At 63.5% G+C, this 19,106-nt stretch carries 16 protein-coding genes; 6 read left to right on the forward strand and 10 right to left on the reverse strand.

Annotation, left to right across the window (positions count from 1 at the left end; translation table 11 throughout):
• The first annotated feature begins 127 nt into the window (after positions 1-127).
• A complete protein-coding gene (locus tag AC3WJE_RS14330) occupies positions 128-1,042 on the forward strand; it encodes an intradiol ring-cleavage dioxygenase (RefSeq protein ID WP_493731485.1) in 915 nt (304 codons plus the stop codon).
• A gap of 42 nt (positions 1,043-1,084) precedes the next feature.
• Here AC3WJE_RS14330 and fghA read toward each other — a convergent pair whose 3' ends face one another.
• The 4 genes from fghA to frmR are packed head-to-tail and all read right to left on the reverse strand — an operon-like array spanning position 1,085 to position 3,732.
• On the reverse strand, positions 1,085-1,915 hold the full coding sequence (fghA, locus tag AC3WJE_RS14335) for an S-formylglutathione hydrolase (RefSeq protein WP_493731486.1): 831 nt from the start codon (positions 1,913-1,915) through the stop codon (positions 1,085-1,087).
• A 20-nt stretch (positions 1,916-1,935) separates the two neighbouring features.
• The gene (locus tag AC3WJE_RS14340) at positions 1,936-2,280 is read right to left on the reverse strand and encodes a YqcC family protein (protein WP_493731487.1); all 345 of its coding nucleotides are present in this window, start codon (positions 2,278-2,280) and stop codon (positions 1,936-1,938) included.
• Positions 2,281-2,288: 8 nt separating this feature from the next.
• Positions 2,289-3,398, reverse strand: coding sequence for an S-(hydroxymethyl)glutathione dehydrogenase/class III alcohol dehydrogenase (locus tag AC3WJE_RS14345; protein WP_493731488.1), 1,110 nt, complete (start codon positions 3,396-3,398; stop codon positions 2,289-2,291).
• Positions 3,399-3,456: 58 nt separating this feature from the next.
• A complete protein-coding gene (gene frmR, locus AC3WJE_RS14350; protein ID WP_493731489.1) occupies positions 3,457-3,732 on the reverse strand; it encodes a formaldehyde-responsive transcriptional repressor FrmR in 276 nt (91 codons plus the stop codon).
• A 259-nt stretch (positions 3,733-3,991) separates the two neighbouring features.
• Here frmR and AC3WJE_RS14355 point away from each other — a divergent pair, with 259 nt between their 5' ends.
• Together AC3WJE_RS14355 and AC3WJE_RS14360 are read left to right on the forward strand one after the other, a co-directional pair.
• The gene (locus AC3WJE_RS14355) at positions 3,992-4,615 is read left to right on the forward strand and encodes a hypothetical protein (protein WP_493731490.1); all 624 of its coding nucleotides are present in this window, start codon (positions 3,992-3,994) and stop codon (positions 4,613-4,615) included.
• Between the two features lie 467 nt (positions 4,616-5,082).
• Positions 5,083-6,090 (forward strand): serine hydrolase domain-containing protein, encoded by a 1,008-nt coding sequence (locus tag AC3WJE_RS14360; RefSeq protein WP_493731491.1) that lies wholly within the window; start codon positions 5,083-5,085, stop codon positions 6,088-6,090.
• Positions 6,091-6,381: 291 nt separating this feature from the next.
• On the opposite strand, the gene AC3WJE_RS14365 is transcribed toward AC3WJE_RS14360, so the two are convergent.
• From AC3WJE_RS14365 to AC3WJE_RS14380, 4 genes are all read right to left on the reverse strand, one after another.
• The gene (locus AC3WJE_RS14365; RefSeq protein WP_493731492.1) at positions 6,382-8,565 is read right to left on the reverse strand and encodes a TonB-dependent siderophore receptor; all 2,184 of its coding nucleotides are present in this window, start codon (positions 8,563-8,565) and stop codon (positions 6,382-6,384) included.
• Between the two features lie 370 nt (positions 8,566-8,935).
• Positions 8,936-10,075: an alpha/beta hydrolase gene (locus AC3WJE_RS14370; protein ID WP_493731493.1), complete on the reverse strand. Its 1,140-nt coding sequence runs from the start codon at positions 10,073-10,075 to the stop codon at positions 8,936-8,938.
• Positions 10,076-10,319: 244 nt separating this feature from the next.
• Positions 10,320-10,625: a hypothetical protein gene (locus tag AC3WJE_RS14375; RefSeq protein ID WP_493731494.1), complete on the reverse strand. Its 306-nt coding sequence runs from the start codon at positions 10,623-10,625 to the stop codon at positions 10,320-10,322.
• A gap of 1,269 nt (positions 10,626-11,894) precedes the next feature.
• Positions 11,895-12,947: a glycosyltransferase gene (locus AC3WJE_RS14380; protein WP_493731495.1), complete on the reverse strand. Its 1,053-nt coding sequence runs from the start codon at positions 12,945-12,947 to the stop codon at positions 11,895-11,897.
• Between the two features lie 201 nt (positions 12,948-13,148).
• Here AC3WJE_RS14380 and AC3WJE_RS14385 point away from each other — a divergent pair, with 201 nt between their 5' ends.
• Both AC3WJE_RS14385 and AC3WJE_RS14390 read left to right on the forward strand, forming a co-directional pair.
• Positions 13,149-13,871 (forward strand): response regulator, encoded by a 723-nt coding sequence (locus tag AC3WJE_RS14385; RefSeq protein ID WP_493731496.1) that lies wholly within the window; start codon positions 13,149-13,151, stop codon positions 13,869-13,871.
• Complete coding sequence (locus AC3WJE_RS14390; RefSeq protein WP_493731497.1) at positions 13,868-15,370, forward strand: ATP-binding protein; 1,503 nt, start codon at positions 13,868-13,870, stop codon at positions 15,368-15,370. Before AC3WJE_RS14385 ends, AC3WJE_RS14390 begins: the two co-directional genes overlap by 4 nt.
• A 98-nt stretch (positions 15,371-15,468) precedes the next feature.
• On the opposite strand, the gene AC3WJE_RS14395 is transcribed toward AC3WJE_RS14390, so the two are convergent.
• On the reverse strand, positions 15,469-16,833 hold the full coding sequence (locus AC3WJE_RS14395) for a glutamate--cysteine ligase (protein ID WP_493731498.1): 1,365 nt from the start codon (positions 16,831-16,833) through the stop codon (positions 15,469-15,471).
• 171 nt (positions 16,834-17,004) lie between these two features.
• Here AC3WJE_RS14395 and AC3WJE_RS14400 point away from each other — a divergent pair, with 171 nt between their 5' ends.
• Positions 17,005-17,721, forward strand: coding sequence for a VIT1/CCC1 transporter family protein (locus AC3WJE_RS14400; RefSeq protein ID WP_493731499.1), 717 nt, complete (start codon positions 17,005-17,007; stop codon positions 17,719-17,721).
• Between the two features lie 600 nt (positions 17,722-18,321).
• Here the strand turns inward: AC3WJE_RS14400 and yihA are convergent.
• A complete protein-coding gene (gene yihA / locus AC3WJE_RS14405) occupies positions 18,322-18,957 on the reverse strand; it encodes a ribosome biogenesis GTP-binding protein YihA/YsxC (RefSeq protein ID WP_493731500.1) in 636 nt (211 codons plus the stop codon).
• Positions 18,958-19,106: the final 149 nt, after the last annotated feature.

A 19,106-nucleotide genomic window follows, 5' to 3' on the forward strand; every position in this document is an offset into this window, starting at 1 on the left:
GATCGGCGGTTATTTGCCGCCTGAAGCAACATTCAGACAAACCGGGGCGATCCCGGCACGCAAAAAGAGAAAGTCCGCAACCCCCGTTGCGGATTTTTTCACTGGCCACCCCGGGAGGCAGCCATTTATGAGTGAACACGGACAGGAAGAACACGACCTCGGTCTACAGCACGATCTGGAGGTCATGCGACAACGCATGCTCGAACGTCGCCGCGTGCTGGGCCTCTTCGCAGCCGGCGGCACGGTACTGGCGCTGAGTGCATGTGGTGGCGGGTCCAGTGATTCGGATTCCAGCTCCAGCTCAAGTACCAGTTCTTCGAGCAGCACGTCTTCCACCAGCTCCTCAAGCACCACTTCATCCACCAGCACCGACGGCACCACCTGCATCGTCGATCCGACCGAAACCTCCGGTCCCTATCCTGCGGATGGCTCCAATAGCGTCAACAGCAGCGTGGTCAACGTGCTGTCGCAAAGCGGCATCGTGCGCAGCGATATCCGCAGCAGTTTCGGTGACTACACCGGTACCGCCGAAGGCGTGAAAGTGACCTTGACCATCACCCTGGTCAACGTCAACAGCAGTTGCGCCGTGCTGAAGGGCTATGCCATCTACATGTGGCACTGCAACGAGGCCGGCGAGTATTCGCTGTATTCCAGCGATATCCAGGACGAGAACTACCTGCGTGGCGTGCAGGAGACCGACAGCAATGGCCAGTGCACTTTCGTGACCATCTTCCCGGCCTGCTATTCCGGACGCTGGCCGCACATCCATTTCGAGGTCTATGCCAGCGAGGACACCGCCACCAGCTACACCAATGCGGTGCTGATCTCGCAGATGGCCATGCCCAGCGACCTTGCCGACGAAATCTATGCAGCCGTCGACGGCTACAGCGCCAGCGTCGCCAACAAGGCCAAGGTCAGCCTTTCCACCGACGGCGTGTTCGGCGACAACACCTCCGCGCAGATCGCCTGGCAGACGCCGACGTTCACCGGCAACACCACCGACGGTTACACCGCGACCATCACCATCGGTCTGTCGGCGTGACCCAACGTGCGCGTCGCGGCCATTCGCCGCGACGCGCGCGCCTCACCTGTGCAACGCAGCAGCGTGATGCGCAAGGTGCTCGCCGATGAAGCTGGCGATGAAGTAATAGCTGTGGTCATAGCCGGGCTGCATCCGCAGCGTCAGCGGATAACCGGCAATGGCGGCGGCCTCGGCAAACAGCCATGGCCGGAGTTGGCCCTCAAGGAACTCGTCGGCCTCGCCCTGATCGATCAGCAACGGCAGTTTTTCCGTCGCCGTCTTCACCAGCACGCTGGCGTCCCAGACCTTCCACGCATCACGGTCCTCGCCCAGGTAGGCGGAAAACGCCTTCTCACCCCACGGCACCTGCGACGGCGCCACGATCGGCGAGAACGCCGACACGCTGCGATAGCGCCCCGGATTGCGCAGCGCGATGGTCAACGCGCCATGCCCGCCCATCGAATGCCCGCTGATCGCGCGTGCATCGGTCACCGGAAAGTTCGCCTCGATCAGCGCCGGCAGTTCGTTTGCCACGTAATCATGCATGCGGTAATGCACCGCCCACGGCTGCTGCGTGGCATCGACGTAGAAACCCGCGCCCTTGCCCAGGTCATAGCCCTCGGCATCGGCGACATCCTCACCCCGCGGACTGGTATCCGGCACCACGATCACCACCCCATGCTCGGCCGCATGACGCTGCGCCCCCGCCTTGGTGATGAAGTTCTGCTCGTTGCAGGTCAGCCCGCTCAACCAGTACAGCACCGGCAGCTTGCGGTTGGCCGCCTGCGGCGGCAGGTACACCGCGACATTCATCTCGCAGCCAAGCACTTCGGAGCGATGACGGTAGACGTCCTGCCAGCCGCCAAAGCAGGCGCGATGTTCGATGCGTTCCATGATTCCTCCCGGCGCCGCGTTCAACGCGCGCCCTTGTTGATGTCGTCATCCAGCCGCGCAAGCAACCGTAGCAGCGGCTCGGCCTCCGGCAGCCCATCGAGATTGCGCCAGGCCGCTACCGCGACATGACTGCTCGACGGCCAACGGCCATCGCGCCGCGCCTCATGCAGGCGCGGCAGGTACACCTGGGCCAACCAGCGTTCGAAGGGCATCTCGCCAGCACCGAACGCTGTGCTCACCTGCAATGGTGGCCCTACTTCGCCACGTACCCAGCCCAACGCACGCAGCGCCTGCTCGATCTCATCGACCAGCGCGTGGCGCGGCGAGGCCGCCGTTTTAGCGCGAAACCGGTCGAACAGGCTCACCGTCGGACTCAGTAATGGACCACCGAGCGGATCGACTTGCCTTCGTGCATCAGCTCGAAGGCGTCGTTGATCAGATCCAGTTCCATCGTGTGGGTCACGAACGGCGCCAGCTCGATATCGCCCTTCATCGCGTCTTCGACCATGCCCGGCAACTGCGAGCGGCCCTTCACACCACCGAACGCGGTGCCTTTCCAACTGCGGCCGGTCACCAGCTGGAACGGACGCGTGGAAATCTCCTGCCCCGCACCAGCCACACCGATGATTACCGATTGCCCCCAACCACGGTGTGCACATTCCAGCGCCGCGCGCATCACATTGACGTTGCCGATGCACTCGAACGAATGATCCACACCCCAGCCGGTCATCTCAACGATCACCTGCTGGATCGGCTTGTCGAAGTCCTTCGGGTTGACGCAGTCAGTCGCACCAAACTGCCTGGCCAGCTCGAACTTGGATGGATTGGTGTCGATCGCGATCACACGCCCGGCCTTGGCCTGGCGCGCGCCCTGGATCACCGCAAGACCGATACCCCCCAGCCCGAACACCGCCACCGAGTCGCCTTCCTGCACCTTGGCGGTGTTGTGCACCGCACCGATACCGGTGGTGACGCCGCAACCCAGCAGACAGACATGCTCAGGATTGGCTTCCGGATTGATCTTCGCCAGCGACACCTCGGCCACCACCGTGTACTCGCTGAAAGTCGAGCAGCCCATGTAGTGGTAGATCGGCTCGCCGTTGTAGGAGAAGCGGCTGGTGCCATCCGGCATCACGCCCTTGCCCTGGGTCGCGCGCACCGCCACGCACAGGTTGGTCTTGCCCGACGTACAGAACAGGCACTGCCCGCATTCGGCGGTATACAGCGGAATCACGTGATCGCCCGGCTTCACCGAGGTCACGCCCTCGCCCACTTCCACCACCACACCCGCGCCCTCGTGACCGAGCACGACCGGGAACAGACCTTCCGGATCATCACCCGACAACGTGAAGGCATCGGTGTGGCAGACACCGGTGTGGGTGATGCGGATCAGCACTTCGCCCGCCTTGGGCGGCGCGACGTCGATCTCGACGATTTCCAGCGGTTTTCCGGGAGCAAATGCGACGGCGGCACGGGACTTCATGGATGGCACTCCTGCGATGACGATTCATTGCCAAGCCGGCGTCATGCCGGCCCGGGATTCATTTGAGATAGGAGCGGACCAGCCCGAGCAGTTCCTGCACACGCTCGGCACGCTGCGCATCGGACGCGGCCGGCTGCGCGAAATCCTCACGGATGTGCGCCTCCAGCACCTCGGACATCAGCCCGTTGACCGCGCCCCGGATCGCCGCGATCTGCTGCAACACCGGCCCGCAATCGGCACCGCCTTCCAACGCACGCTCCAGCGCATCGCACTGGCCACGCACACGGCGCACACGAGTAAGGACGCGCTTCTTCTCTTCCGGCGAGTGCGGCATGGCCCCTCCTGATACTGGGGGGCAGTATAAGGAACTGGCGAAAAAAGGAAAGAAGAAGGACGAGTGATCGCATCGCCATAGCTCGTACACGTTGTACAAACTACGGTGACGCGGATGGATAGCAGGCCGCCGATCCGACTATTCATATTGACCGGCCACCGGCGACCAGACGCCAGCCTCCAACCCGAAGCGGATACTTCACGATCCACAACGATAGGTGCAAAGTTGTCTCCTCATGTCGACACCTCAGCATTCGCGCTTGATCAATGCAGCAGCCAAGGCAGCCCTTCGCCCTCTTGGCTGTGTGCAGAAGGGTCACTCCAGAACCTGGCTTGATGACCAGTCATGGTGGATCGGCATTGTCGAGTTCCAGCCTTCCGCCCGGGACAGAGGGAGTTTCCTCAACGTTGGGGCGTGCTGGCTCTGGACCGAGAAAAACTACCTGTCATTCGATGCCGGGCACAGGGTCGAGGAATTCCAGTCGTTCACAAGTGACGAGCAGTTCTCGGTGGTTGCGCAAATGCTGGCGGACCGGGCGAGTCAAGAGGTAACGGCCCTGCGCGAGCGGTTTCAATCGCCTTCGCACGTGCACGCCTGGCTCGCGACCAGATCACCCGCGTCAATCTGGGATCACTACCATCTAGCCGTGTCTGCCGGACTGGCCGGAGCAATAGATCAGAGCAAGCAGTCCTTCACTGATGTGATATCCGATCCTGAAGACAGGGATTGGGCCACTGAGATCAAGCGCCGCTCTACCGCGCTCATGCGCTGCCTGGAGCTTGGCAATGGATTTGAGGCCGAGGTGATGGACTCGGTAAAACGTGCGAGGGGCTTGCTGGGCCTTCCGGCTCTGCGCGATGAAATCGAAGCATCCTTCGACTAGAGCGTGTTATGCATTTTTTCATGAGTGCGAAACCGCTTGTGGCGCGTCGAGACAAGGCCTGCGCTGCCGTCCAGGCTGGCGGCCTGGGCAAAGCGCGCAACGCAGTATCGGCGCGCCACAAGCGACTTCCCGGAGGGTTGGCCGTCAGCGGCACGGAACCGGCGCCGCGCGGCTTGCCTTGGCCCACCGGCCAAGGCCGCACCACGCGACACCGGCTCCGCACCGCTGACGACCAACGCATCTCATGAAAAAATGCATAACACGCTCTAGGGATTCGGATGTTCCTGCAAGGTTTGCTCTCGACCCATTGTGGACAATCACCATTCGTGCCGATCCCGCTATGGCATGGCCATGCTCGCCTTAAACTCCTGAGTAGTTCAGTACATTGCACCCAGGGGGCTGGATACGAGATCACCCGGCCAGGGTCTTGAACATCACATCATCGGCGAGTTCGCCAAGGGAATTGCATGCTGTCCGGAAAGTACCGCGTCACCGCCGTCATTGCTGCGGTCCTGATGTCATTCCCTTGCCTTGCGGTCGCTGCCGATACGTTGCAGGAAGCCAACGGACTGACCAGGCAATTCGTGCAGCAGACCATGAAGCAGCAGCGGATACCTGGCCTGCAGGTTGCCGTCATCAAGGACGGCCAGGTTGTACTGTCCGAGAGCTATGGTTTCGCCAACGTCGAGAACCACGTGCCGGTCACGGGCAAGACGCTGTTCCCCATCAACTCCGCAACCAAGTCATTCACGGGCGTTGCCATGATGCAACTGGTCGAGGCAGGACTGGTGGATCTCGACGCCCCGGCCTCCCGCTACCTGGACGACCTGCCCGCTGCCTGGCGGGGGATCCACATCCGCCAACTTCTCGGGCACACGTCCGGTCTTCCCGACATCGTCGACCAGCACGGCCTGATCGGAGGAGGGACTGAGCTGGAAGCCTGGAAGGCAGTCAAGAAGCTTCCCATGGACGCGCCCGTCGGCGACAGATTTGCCTATAACCAGACCAACTACGGCTTATTGGCGCAGATCATCGTCAAGCAGACGAAGACGCCCTACGAACGGTATCTGGCGGACCATCAATTCGCCGTGGCGGACATGCCGTTGACCACGTTCGGCGACAGCTACGACCTTGTTCCCAACGCGGCGACGATCTACAGCTACTCACCACGCGGAACCTTGGCGGAGAACGACGGTAACCGTTTGTCCCACTGGGTCTACGACATGCCCTACAGCCTGTGGGCAGGGGGTGGCATCCAGACCACGGCGGACGAGTTGTCGCGTTGGCTCATCGCGCTGTCGAACGGGCGGCTGATCAGCAAGGATGATGTCCGGAGCATGTGGACGCCGGAAAAATTGAACAGTGGCGCCGATGGGGGAATGGGCCGCCGGCTGGCCGGTACTGCAGACGACCCCGAATCGGCAAGTGGCGGGGATTGGTGGTGCCCGCGCTGCATTCATCGTCTATCCGGATGACGGATTGGCCATCGTGATGTTGACCAATCTCGCCGGAGCGAATCCGCAGAGGTTCATTCCACAGATCTTCGAGTTCTACAGGCCATTGCAGCACGCGCCTTTGCGCTGAATCGGCCTTGCCTCCACGCAAGGCTGGCCGATAGCGCCCCTAGAGCGTGTTATGCACTCATGAAAAAATGCATAACACGCTCCAGCATCATCTTTTTTGGTAAAGCCGATTCACTGATCCAGCGCCGACGGATGATCCCACCGGATCACTGATCGCAACTCCATAGCGAATGCCGGGTCTCACTACCAGTTTATGCGCAGGTCCAGTGCCCCATTGATCGCCTCGCCCAACGTGTCCGTGTTCCAGTATTTCTGGTTGAACAGATTGTTGATGTTTCCGGTCACGGCGGCGGCGTGGCCGGCGAGCGTCATGCGGTACTGGAAGCCCATTCCCACGACCGTGTGACCGGGAATGAGCACGCGGTTCTGGTCCTCATAGTAGGCATTGCCGGAATAGCGGACATTGCCATGCAGGCTCAGACCACTCACGGCCGAGGGCCGGTATTCGAAGTTGGCCAGGGTCTGCCTGCGCGAGGCGCCGGCGGGGCGGTTGCCTTCAAGCGCCGAGTTCCCGGGTGATAGATCCTCCAGGCTCGCATCCAACCAAAGCCCACCCAGACCCACGTCGAGGTTGTCGGTGACGCCCAGGCTGCCGATGACTTCCAGCCCTCGATACAGCGTCAGGCCATCCTGGGTCAGGTAGCGCAGACCGTCGCGCATTTCATCGATCTGCGCGGCCCGCTCCACCCTGAAGGCGGCGGCGGTCAGACCGAATCTGCCGGCCTGGTACTTCGCGCCGATCTCGTATTGCTTGCTCACCGTCGGATCCATGACCTCACCGGCATTGGCATAGGCAGGACTGGCATCGGTGGCGACCCGAGTACCCGGCTCCAGCGACTCCACATAACTCCCGTAGATCGAAACATCGTCCACGGGCTTGTAGATCACCGCGACCGTAGGCGTGGTGACGGAGGTCGCGTAACGGCTGTTGACGTCCGGATCACCGTCCAGATCCCGCTGTTCGTAATCCACGTGACGCGCACCCAGAATGGCTTGCCATTGCTCGCCGAAATGCAGGGTGTCGCTTACGAAGAACGCCTTTTGCCTCAGATCGGCGCTCACTGCCGCCAGGCTGAAGTCCGGCGTATGCGTCGACAGGAAGGTCTGGCGCTGATAGAGGTTGCCATCGAAGTCCTGGCTCCAGTACGACTCGTTGCCCCACTGGTCCCACGTTCGCTGGAAGGACGTGCCGAACACCAGATCGTGCTCAACCGGCCCGGTCGTGGCGCTACCCGAAACCACGAGCTGAGCGACACTGCTGCGCATGACGCCAGCGAAGTTGTAGACATACCCCGCATAGTCACCCGCCTCGTTCAGCAGGTTGGCGAACATCTTGTTGGAGTAATGCTCCCTGCGACTCTCTCCCGCCGTCAGGTCCGCGCTCCACCCATCGCTGATGCGCCAGGTCAGGCCTGTAGTGGTGTGGAGTGTCTCGGACTTGTAGTACGAGTTACGCACCCTGACGTTTGCGTAATCGTAGGTGGGACGGGGAAGGCGGTCGCCTTCGTACGAGTCCCAGTAGAAGAACAGCGGTTCGTGCCTGAGCGTGCTGTTCTCGTGAATGATCTCGGCGCGCCAGATCAGGCGCTCTCCGATCGGCTGATCGACCGCCAGTGAAAGCACCTTCCGGTCGATGCCGGAGCCGTTGTAGGCGTCGCCCTTCTCGACCGCGGCGTTGAGCCGATAGCCGAGGGAATCCGGGCCGTTCAAGCGTCCGCCAGCATCCACCGCTGTCGAGAAGACGCTGTCATTGCGGTAACCGAACGTGGTCGTCAACAGCGATTCGTCGGTAGGCCGCTTGGTCTGATAGCTGATGATGCCGCCCGGCGATCCGAAGCCGTACATGAAGCCCCCCAGGCCTTTGAGAGCCTGGACGGACTCCACGGCCTCCAGCGGGAACTGGCCGCCCCATTCCATCAGCATCGGCACGCCGTCCACATAATGGTTCTGGACGAGAATTCCGCGAATCTGCGTCCCCCACCAGTTGGTGCTTGCCGCGGGCTCAGCCGCAAACACCGAGGGATCGTTGATGAATATCTGCCCCAAGGTCGTGGCCTGACGCTTGGCGATATCTTCGCTGGTGACCACCGTCACCGAGAACGGGGTGTTCAGCAGGCTCTTCGTCCCCAGCGCACCCACGGCAGCCTCCTGATCGAGGTTGAGGTTGGAGCGTTCGCCCTTCACCTGGACGGTATCCAATTGCTTGGCACCGGTGGTCGAGGATTGCGCTCCCACGTCAGCCGTCTCGGGCACTGTCGCCGGCGTGTCCACAACCTCCTGCGATTTCGCGCCGAACGAAGCAACCAGCAGTCCGAGGTAGAGCGCGGAGTAACGCGGCGCCGATGCGCGAATGGAATTCCGGAACAAGAAGACGCCCCTTTTTGGCCGACATACGGTGACGGACAGGGCCGGCGCCCTGCCCTGGAGGAAACAAACCGGGGGCCAGACTCTACATGAGATTGAGTCTCATCTACAGAATTTTCCACGTACCGCCGTGGATGGGACACGCTCGACGCGACGGACTGGGGCCCAGTCAAACGGGGCCCTGGCGGCGATGACCCGCCCTTCGGTTGCCGAAGATCACGCCAAAGGGCGGTCCGGACCTGCCCTTGAAGCATATGGAGACATCAGCGCCTCTCGAGGCTCGCCCATATACAGGCACAAACTCAGGGGCTGCTGCCGAGTCTGGCCGAACAGGCAAGATAGGCGGAGTACCTGCTTTCGGGAGAAAACAGACTCAGCTCCGGGATGGCAGAACCTTGATCGTGCGAAGCCATCTCTCGACCAAGCTTGGCCATTCCGTCACCGGATTCGAAGATGGCCTCAGCCCGAAGGCATGCCCGCCCTCGGCATACAGATGCAGCTCCACCGGAACCTTGGCGCGCTGAAGCGCCAGGTAGTAGGTAAGCGAATTGCGAACATCATCGGTCGGATCATTGCCGGCCTGGATGATCATGGTCGGCGGGCAATGTGCATCGATCGTCAGCGTGGGATTCAAGGTCAAGCCCGGTTTCTCCGCCTCCCATAGATGACCCGGGTAAAGCGCAACCGCAAAATCAGGCACGCCGCTCTGATGGTCCGCGGCATCGATCGCCTTGTATGAAAGTCCCGGCGTGTTGCTGACATCCGCCACCATGCGACCGCCTGCGGAAAAGCCGATGACCCCGATCCTGTGCGGATCGATCCCGAGAGCACTCGCCTGCGCACGCAGCAGACGAATGGCTCTTTGCGCGTCCTGAAGTGCCATCGGAACCTTCGGCACCCTGCGGCAGTTGCATTCATCTGCCCAGTACTCGCCGGAGCCAGGCACGCGGTACTTCAGAAGCACGCACGTTATGCCTTTGGCAACGAGCCAGTCGCAAACCTCGGTGCCTTCCAAGTCCATCGCCAGTATCCGGTAGCCACCACCGGGGAACACGACCATGGCTGCACCCGTATTGGCGGCACTCGGACGATAGATCGTCATCGTCGGCCGCGAGACGTGCTCGACGATCGCGACCGTCTTCCCCGCCACGTTGCCCCGTCCAATACCAAAACTCTCGGAACCGGGGGTCACCGGCGGCGCAATCTTCAGTTGCTCCGGCCACAACGGAATCTGCTTCGCCGGTGGTTCTGGCTGCCAAGGACGGTTTTGACGGTTGAGGAGGGGTTCGGAACCCGTCTCTCCCGCCATACAAAGCGTCGGCGGCAGCAGAAGCAGCACGGCAACCATCCCGTGCTTCATGCAGACCTTGAGGTTCGGCGTCGCGCAGCGCGGAGCCGGACCGACAGGGACGTATCGAGAAGCCCGACGCCCTGCAGCACGCGCTGCCATTACCGACGCCAGCGACGCAGCAACCGCTCGTAGCCCCTTGGAAAACTGATGACCGAGCGACATTTCGCACACTCCACTATCTGACTTTCGGCAGATTCTGGTGCGTGCTTGCAAGTCGAACAACGCACGATAATTTGACCCAGGCATGAAGAAAATCGGGGTCAGGTAGCCCCATTCTTTTCAGTGTGCTCTGAGATCTTGACTCGCCGCTTCACCCGGCTCCGAACGGAGCCAGGTATCTGCTCCCGGATAGCACCGGGAACTCAAAACCGCACGGGATGGCCTCAGCAGACCATCCCGTCACAGATCAGGGCGCGACCGGACGCCGGTCGTCGCGTCCGGGCCCGGGGCGCTTGAAGCCCTTGCTGCTCATGCAGGTGTCGAGCTTGTCGCGATCGAGTGCCTCGAACGGTGGCTTGGCGGAGTTGGCAGATGCGGTCGGCTTTTCGCCCGGCTCCGGCGACTGCACACCCTGCTCGGCCGCACAGGTCTTGAAGGCCGTGGCGAAGGCGGGATCACGCGGCGGCCGCAAACCCGGGCCTCCCGGACCATGATGCATGCCCGGCGGCGGCGGACCCATCGGGTGCTCGAAGCCATGCGCCTGCAGGCACATGTCCCAATCCCCGCGACCAGGACCCGGGCCATCACCCGGCGGACCACCCGCACCAGGCATTCCAGGCATATCGCCGCGCATCGGCGCGCAGGCCTGCATGGCTTCATGGAAAGAGGGACCAGGCCGGCCCCCCATCGGCGGCATCGGGCCCCCGCGCGGCGGCGGCGGCGGACCCGCTGCGACGCCCGGGCCCAGCCCGCAGGTTGTCGCACATCCGCCCAAGGCCATTCCCAGTACCAGCACGCCCGCCGAAGCAACGGGCCTGCATAGCTTTGCGATCTTCATCTTCAGATTCTCCGTAGACATCCTGTATATCCCGACCGCGGAACCGGTCGTCCCCAACACTCCGCGGAACCATGACCTCACCCCGCCATGATCCCGCCCCCCTTTGCCGTGGGTATGTCGCCAGCCCCCGCCACAACCCTCCCGATCGATAACGACGTCACAACCCGACGACCTCACGCCAGCTGCCGCCACATACCGGCATTGAGAACGCCAGACAGTCAAAACGGACCACGGCTGTGGCTGTGGCTGTGGCCGTTGCTGTGGCCGTTGCTGTTGCCGTTGCCGTTGCCGTTGCCGTTGCTCGCGATTTTGTCTTTGCAGTTGCCTTGGACTTGGACTTTCCCGGCCCCCCATCCGCAGCGACGGAGCCAGCGGGAAAAACCCGAAGGGCGACGTGCATGGATGCACGTCGTTTTCTGCCGCGGCATGGATGCCGCGTCAGAAAATCCCGTTGGCGGAGTGAACCCGTAGCGCAGCGTAGGGCGCGAGGACTGGGGCGTGTTTCTTTGGGTTACGTTTCTTTGCACGAGCAAAGAAAGGTAACTCGCTCCGAAGGAGCGAAAGCCTTTGCAGTTGCAGTTGCATTTACTGTCACTGCAACGTCAAACCCAACAAGCAACGTCCATGGATCTTCGATTCCCGGCCATCGGGCATAGCCCGACGGTGCTCAGCACCACGCGAGCCAGTGGCTCGCAAGCCGTGGCGGTTCGCCCCCGCCTTCGCGGGGATGACGGTAGAGAGATCGCGCGGAAGTCACTGCCCCCCCCCTGCGCGGGGACGACGATGGAGAGATGGCGCGGGAGGCACCGAGTCCCCGCCTGATCAGCCATTACCAGCCATTCGGCCGTTGTGAAGCAGCCCTGTTGCTGAAAAGCACTTCGCAGGGATAACGACAAACAAAACTCGCGAAAAGCAGCGAAGCAACGCCCCTAAAGGGATGCAGGCACAGCCGTATGCTCTACAAGGACCTCAAATCACCCGCGCTCAAAGACGCGAAACGTCAACACCGCCCAAACCCTCAACCACCCCAGCCGGCCGCACAGCCAACGCCTGCGCATCCTCCTCCGCCATATGCGGCATCACCGCCTGACAGAAGCGCGCCGAGAACGCCTGATCATTGAGCACGAAATACTCACGTGCCCGCGCCGAAAGCTCGGCCAGCTGCGTCTCCGGCAGCGCCAGCACCTGCTCCACCGCCGTCTCGATGGCGGCCACGTCCACGTAGTAATAGGACGCCAGCTGACGACGACGCGACGACACCGGCGGAATCAGCACGCCGCGCTCGGCGGTGACCAGCTCGTTCATCGGCTCGGCATCGGTGGTCAGCGTCACCGCGCCCACACTCATCGCCTCCATCAGGTAATGGCCGAAACCCTCGGTCTCGGAGGGACACAGATGGAACTGGTGCGCGTTCTGCAACTCGCGCAGCTGCGCGTCTTCCAGATATTCGAGCCGATGGTCGATGTTCGGCGCCTGCACCCGCTCGCGGGCCTTGCGTGGGTTCTGCACCACGGTCAGCAACGGCCATTCCGGATGACGTCGCCAGGCTTCCAGCACCACCTGCGTACCCTTGGCGGAGCTGCGCCCGGCCAGATGGAAGAACGCGCGCCGGCGCGTCACGCGGGCGTCGTGGCGGTCTTCGCTGGTGAAGCCGATGAAGCGCGTGCGGCACCCCAGCGCGCGGAAAATCCGCTCGGCATGATGGGTCTTGCACAGCACCGCCTCGAACCGCGGCAACAGCGGCAGCCACTTCGGCAGCAGCCATTCCGGATTGGGCACCAGCAGATTGCGGCTGGCCAACGGCAGGCATTGCGTATAAACGCGTTCGGAGAATATCTGCACCGGCACCTTGCCGTGCAGGAGGCGTGAAGCCCACAGGCCAGCGGTGCGAAAACGAGTCCGCATGCCGGTACTTCCGAAGCCTATTTGCTCGACGTTCATCCCCGCCGCACGCAGCACGTCGGCCATCAACGCCAAGTCGCGGGTCAATCCAACGCCGTTGTCGCGGCTGATCAGCCTGATTTCGGGGGAAGTCATTGTATTGCCGACGGTTATTGGGATGGAGTCTACAGAATCTCACAAACCGGTGGCGCCGGCTTGCCTGACACATTGCAACTACTGGCACGAATATGTCATTCGTTGACAAGGCCCGTTCGTATGATGCGGACTCCAGCCCTGTAGCCCAATCGGACAATCGTTGCCGGCCGGGAGGGCGCCAGAGACATCCTTGGACAGATTATGGACATGCAATCTCAATCTTCCGTGCTTGTAGTTGACGACGATCCCGATCTGCGCCGGCTCATCAGCGATTTCCTTGGCGAGCATGGCTACTACGTACAAGCCGCCGAGAGCGTGCCGGAAATGCGCCGACTGATGGCCCAGCGCCGCCCGGACCTGATCATCCTCGATGTGATGATGCCTGGCGAGGACGGCCTCAGCGCCGCCCGTGCACTGGCCAGCGAGCGTGGCTCGCCGGCGGTGATCATGCTCAGCGCCCTGGGCGACGACACCGACCGCATCATCGGCCTGGAAGTCGGTGCCGACGATTATCTCAGCAAGCCCTGCAACCCGCGTGAACTGCTGGCGCGCGTGCGTGCCCTGCTGCGGCGCAGCCATGCCAATGCCGAGATGTCCGAAACCCGCGGCAATGTCTATGAGTTCGCCGGCTGGCGGCTGGACCTGGTCCGTCGTGACCTGCGCGACCCGACCGGCGTGTTCATCAACCTGTCCGATGGCGAGTTCGCGCTGCTGCGCACCTTCGTGGAGCACCCGCAGCGCGTGCTCAGCCGCGACCAGTTGCTCGACTACTCGCGCGGCCGCGATACCGACGTCTACGATCGCGCCATCGACAGCCAGATCAGCCGTCTGCGCCGCAAGGTCAACGAGCGCGTGCACACTGAGCTGATCCGCACGGTCCGCAACGAAGGCTACATGCTGCTGCCGCCCGTCACCCGACTATGATCCTGCCGCAGCCGCGTCGTCGGCTGTCGATCTTCGCCCGCACCTTCGTGGTGCTGGCGGCTGCCCTGTTGCTGGCGCAAGGCGTCGGCTTGGGGCTGATTCTGATGCGCACGCCGATGTTCGACACTCCGGTGCACCCACCGGAGATCATCGCGTTGCTCAGCACGCAGATGCCGGCGGCCAATGCCGACCTGAAGGTCAGCACCGTCGCGACCGTACCGGCCGTGCCGGAAGGGCATCATCGCGATCGCTTCATCGAGCGGCTGATGGCGCGCTGGATGGATGTGGATGTCGACCGCGTGCGCTTTTATCGCGAGGGCAAGCAGGAAGCCTTCGGGCCACCGCAGAACTTGAACTTCCGCGAGAACAACCGGCCGCCAGACGTTCCCGCCCCGCCCGATCGCGAGGACAACGGCACCAGCCTGCGCGGCGACCTCCCACCGCCAGCACTGCCGGAGGGCTTGCCGCCCGACCTGCAACTACCGTTCGATGACGACGGCAGCCTCGGCGAGCCGCGACGCGGCGGTCGTGCGCCCGGCTTCGCGCCCGGTTCGCCACAGCTGAGCAGCTTCACCGCTGCGGTGCGACAGCCCGACGGCCATTGGCGCGTGGTCACCGCGCCCGGCCGGCAGCTGTCCGGCGCATTCAAGTTCCAGATGGCCGTGCTGTTCTGCTGCGGGCTGCTGTTGATGCTGCCGCTGGCCTGGTGGTTCTCGCGCGCACTGTCGGCGCCTATCCGGCGCTTCTCCGAGGCGGCCGACCAGCTCGGCCGCAATCCGGACGCCCCGCCGCTGGAACGCAGCGGCCCGGCCGAACTGGTCCAGGCCGCCGACTCGTTCAACGCGATGCAGGGCCGCCTGAACCGGATGGTCCACGAACGCACCCAGATGGTCGCGGCGATCGCCCATGACCTGCGTACCCCGCTGGCGCGGCTGGCGTTCCGCATGGAAGCCGCGCCGGACACGCTGCGCGAGAAGACCCTCGGCGACATCGACGAGATGAAGGCGATGATCTCGGCGGCGCTGGACTTCATCAAGAACGATGCGCGCCGCGGCCAACGCTCGCGCATCGATTTCCAGTTGCTGGCCGAGAGCGTGGTCGACAACCTCGCCGACACCGGCTCGGACACCCGGCTGCTGCCCGGCGACTCGGTGGATGTCGACGGCGATCCGCTGGCGCTGCGCCGGATGATCACCAATCTGGTGGAAAACGCACTGAAGTACGGCAAGCGCGCGCGCGTGCAGGTGCACCGCGACGGCACCCACTGCCTGCTGTGGGTGGACGACGACGGCCCCGGCATCGATCCGGAACAGCGCGAGCACCTGCTGCTGCCGTTCGTACGCGGCGAAAGCTCACGCAACCGTGATACCGGTGGCATCGGACTGGGCCTGGCCGTGGCCAACAGCATCGCGCTGGCCCACGGCGGCGAAATCAATCTGGACAACCGCCCCCGCGGTGGCCTGCGCGTGAGCGTGCGACTGCCGTGTCACGAAGCCTAGGGATGTCGGGATTGGGGATTGGGGATTCGTAAAAGCGCTGGGCCACTGCAGAAACCGGCTTTTACGAATCTCGAATCCCTAATCCCCAATCCCGGCTCTCAATAAGCAAACTCGCGGAACACCGGATCAACGCTGCCGTTCCAGCGGCCCTCGAACAGCGCCAGCTTGCGATCAGCCGGGGTGAGGCCGCTCTCGGCGATCTCCTGCAGCACGTCTAGGAACGCGGTCTCGTCCTGCCCGTCGGCATTGCGACGGGCGCGACGACGTAGTCCTTCGCGCGAGATCCTCACTGCTTCCAGCGCCAGTTCGCGCACCGTGGCGTTGCGGAACGGCAGCTTCAGCGCGTGCTTCGGCACGCCGTCGCGCAGGGCATGGCGCTCGACCAGCGAGAAGTCCTTGACCAGGTCCCAGGCCGCATCGAGCGCCTCGTCGTCGTACAACAGACCGACCCAGAACGCCGGCAGCGCGCACAACCGCGCCCACGGACCGGCGTCGGCGCCGCGCATCTCCAGATACTTCTTCAGACGCACTTCCGGGAACGCGGTGGTGGTGTGGTCAGACCAGTCGCGCAGCGTCGGCAACGCACCCGGCAGCGCCGGCAGCTTGCCGTCGAGGAAATCGCGGAAGCTCTGCCCGCTGGCATCCACGTAGGTGCCGTCGCGATAGGAGAAGTACATCGGCACGTCGAGCAGGTAATCGACGTAGCGCTCGTAGCCGAAGCCATCCTCGAACACGAAATCGAGCATGCCGGTGCGATCGGCATCGGTGTCGGTCCAGATATGCGAGCGGTAGCTCTGGTAACCGTTGGGCTTGCCCTCGGTGAACGGCGAATCGGCGAACAGCGCGGTCGCGATCGGCTGCAACGCCAGCGACACGCGGAACTTCTTCACCATGTCCGCTTCGGTGGCGTAATCCAGATTGACCTGCACCGTGCAGGTGCGGGTCATCATGTCCAGGCCGAGCGAGCCGACCTTGGGCATGTACTCGCGCATGATGCGGTAGCGGCCCTTGGGCATCCACGGCATCTCATCGCGCTTCCACTTGGGTTGGAAACCCATGCCGAGGAAACCCAGTTGCAGTTCGCCGGCCACTTCGCTGACTTCGCGCAGGTGCTCGCCGGTCTCCTCGCAGGTCTGATGGATGTCTTCCAGCGCCGCGCCAGACAGTTCCAGCTGGCCGGCCGGCTCCAGCGTCACCGAGGCACCGTCGCGAAGCAGCGCGATGGTGCGCCCCTGCTCCTGCACCGGCGTCCAGCCGAAGCGCGTCAATCCTTCGAGCAGGGCCTCGATGCCCCGCTCGCCGTCGAATGTCGGCGGGCGCAGGTCGTCCAGGCGGAAGCCGAACTTCTCGTGTTCGGTGCCGATGCGCCACTGCGACGCCGGCTTCTCGCCCGAAGCGAGTACCTCGACGAGCTGGCGACGGTCAGTGATCGGCGTATCGGCGACGTGGCTGGGGCTCGACAAGGGCGGACTCGCTGGGTTGAAGATGAAACGAGGTGGGGACAGGCCGCTGTCACCGCAAGGGCCGCACTATAGCCTGTGGCCGATTCGCGCTACGTTGCGGCAACAGGGTTACAGATTTCCGTCCATCCCCTCGTTCTGACGTACATCGCCGTGTCCGCACAAGGAGCCGTCATGGAATCCAGGCCTCGTCCCAACGCCAAGCGCCATCGCGAATCCCATCGCGGAGATCGCGCCGGCTGGTTGCGCGCGGCGGTGCTGGGCGCCAACGACGGCATCGTCTCGGTGGCAGGCGTGGTGGTCGGCGTGGCCGCCAGTGGCAGCGATGCCCATGCCGTGCTCGCGGCGGGCATCGCCGCCACCGTCGCCGGCGCAATGTCGATGGCGGCAGGCGAGTATGTTTCGGTGCAGTCGCAGGCCGACACCGAACAGGCGGATCTGGCGACCGAGCGACGCGAGCTGCACGAGGACCCGCATACCGAGCTGGAGGAACTGGCGGGCATCTACCGCCAGCGCGGACTCGACCCGGCACTGGCACGCCAGGTCGCCGAACAGCTCACCGCCCACGACGCCCTCGCCGCGCATGCACGCGACGAACTGGGCATGTCCGAGGCACTGCGGGCGCGGCCATTGCAGGCCGCATTGGCCTCGGCCACCGCATTCTGCTGCGGCGCCGCCCTGCCGATGGCCACCGCATTGCTGGCACCCCCGACCATCGTCTCCATCACGACCACGATCACCACGCTGGTCGGACTATCGATCACCGGCGCCTGGGCCGCGACCATGGGTGGTGCATCACCCTGGCGCGGCGCATTGCGCGTGACCTTCTGGGGTGCGGCTGCGATGATCGCCGCCAGCCAGATCGGCCGGCTGTTCAATACCACGGTGTGATCGCGCCACCGCGATGAATCTCGCCGTGCTCTCTTGGGCACCGATCGAGTCCGCCATTACCCACGACACCAACGTAGCCGCAACGCAATCTGCTGTTGCTGTTGCTGTTGCTGTTGCTGTTGCTCGTGATTTTGCTGTTGCCTTGGACTTTGACTTACCCGGGGCCCCTGCCGCAGCGGCGGAGACGGCGGGAAAAACCCCGCAGGGGCGACGCACATGGATGTGCGTCGTTTTCTGACGCGGCATGGATGCCGCGTCAGAAAATCCCGTCGGCTCCGCGAACCCGTAGCGAAGCGAAGGGCGCGTAGGCCGGGGTGTGCTTTCTTTTGGTTACTTTTCTTTGCACAAGCAAAGAACAAGTGACTCGCTCCGAAGGAGCGAAAGCCTTGGCCTTGGCCTTGGCCTTTGCCGTTGACGTTGCTGTCGCCGCAACGTCAAACCCAACAAGCAACGTCCATGGATCCCCGCGTTCGCGGGGATGACGGCAGATAGATAACGGGGAATGGTAGAGAGATGGCGTGGAAGGCACTGGGTCCCCACCTTCGCGGGGACGACGATGGAGAGCGCGCATGGAAGACGCTTACCCAACCACCCAAAACCTCAGGAACGCCCACCCTCAGACTCAACCGGCGGCGCATCCAACCCCAACCACCCCCCCACCACACTCCGCAGCTCATCCACACCCTGCCGCGACTCCCCCGAATACGCCTGCACACTGACGCTATCGGCAAAATGCGAAGACAGCTCCTTGCGCACCTTCTGCAACACCTGCGCCTGCTGGCCCCGCCCAAGCTTGTCGGCCTTGGTCAGCAACGCATGCGCCGGCAACCCGCGCGTGACCGCGTAGCCCAGCATCTGCAGGTCGTATTCCTTGAGCGGATGGCGGATATCCATCACCACCACCAGCCCGCGCAACGCATCGCGGGTACGGAAGTAGTTGTCGATGAAAGCCTGCCAGTGCGCCTGCAGATCGTGCGGCACCTTGGCGTAGCCGTAGCCGGGCAGATCCACCAGGCAGCGCCCGGGCTGGATCTCGAAGAACACCAACTGCTGGGTGCGGCCGGGGGTCTTGGACACCCGCGCCAGCGCGTTCTGGCGGGTCAGCGCATTGAGCGCGCTGGACTTGCCCGCATTGGAGCGACCGGCAAAAGCCACCTCGAAACCGCCATCGGGCGGCAACTGGCGGGCGTTATGGGCCGAAAGGAGGTAACGGGCACGTTCGATAAGTTGCGACATGCGCATAGGATCGCACGCCACGACCCGGGGGCGGCCAGGAACCGCCCTCCCCCTGCCCAGGAACGACCGATGAAAGGTCTTTGCTGCACCGTTCGTTGACCGCCACGCAAGGGCATGCCGATAATCCGGAGGCCTGCGGAGGCCAGCGC

This window comes from Pseudomonas sp. GW821-FHT07E12 (genome assembly GCF_058986605.1).

Excerpts from the sequence above, each read along its gene's own strand:
- AC3WJE_RS14360 (WP_493731491.1), top strand. The coding sequence starts at position 5,083 with ATGCTGTCCGGAAAGTACCGCGTCACCGCCGTCATTGCTGCGGTCCTG.
- AC3WJE_RS14330 (WP_493731485.1), top strand. The coding sequence starts at position 128 with ATGAGTGAACACGGACAGGAAGAACACGACCTCGGTCTACAGCACGAT.
- frmR (WP_493731489.1), bottom strand. The coding sequence starts at position 3,732 with ATGCCGCACTCGCCGGAAGAGAAGAAGCGCGTCCTTACTCGTGTGCGC.
- AC3WJE_RS14370 (WP_493731493.1), bottom strand. The coding sequence starts at position 10,075 with ATGTCGCTCGGTCATCAGTTTTCCAAGGGGCTACGAGCGGTTGCTGCG.
- AC3WJE_RS14380 (WP_493731495.1), bottom strand. The coding sequence starts at position 12,947 with ATGACTTCCCCCGAAATCAGGCTGATCAGCCGCGACAACGGCGTTGGA.
- AC3WJE_RS14385 (WP_493731496.1), top strand. The coding sequence starts at position 13,149 with ATGGACATGCAATCTCAATCTTCCGTGCTTGTAGTTGACGACGATCCC.
- yihA (WP_493731500.1), bottom strand. The coding sequence starts at position 18,957 with ATGTCGCAACTTATCGAACGTGCCCGTTACCTCCTTTCGGCCCATAAC.
- fghA (WP_493731486.1), bottom strand. The coding sequence starts at position 1,915 with ATGGAACGCATCGAACATCGCGCCTGCTTTGGCGGCTGGCAGGACGTC.
- AC3WJE_RS14345 (WP_493731488.1), bottom strand. The coding sequence starts at position 3,398 with ATGAAGTCCCGTGCCGCCGTCGCATTTGCTCCCGGAAAACCGCTGGAA.
- AC3WJE_RS14390 (WP_493731497.1), top strand. The coding sequence starts at position 13,868 with ATGATCCTGCCGCAGCCGCGTCGTCGGCTGTCGATCTTCGCCCGCACC.
- AC3WJE_RS14375 (WP_493731494.1), bottom strand. The coding sequence starts at position 10,625 with ATGTGCCTGCAGGCGCATGGCTTCGAGCACCCGATGGGTCCGCCGCCG.
- AC3WJE_RS14400 (WP_493731499.1), top strand. The coding sequence starts at position 17,005 with ATGGAATCCAGGCCTCGTCCCAACGCCAAGCGCCATCGCGAATCCCAT.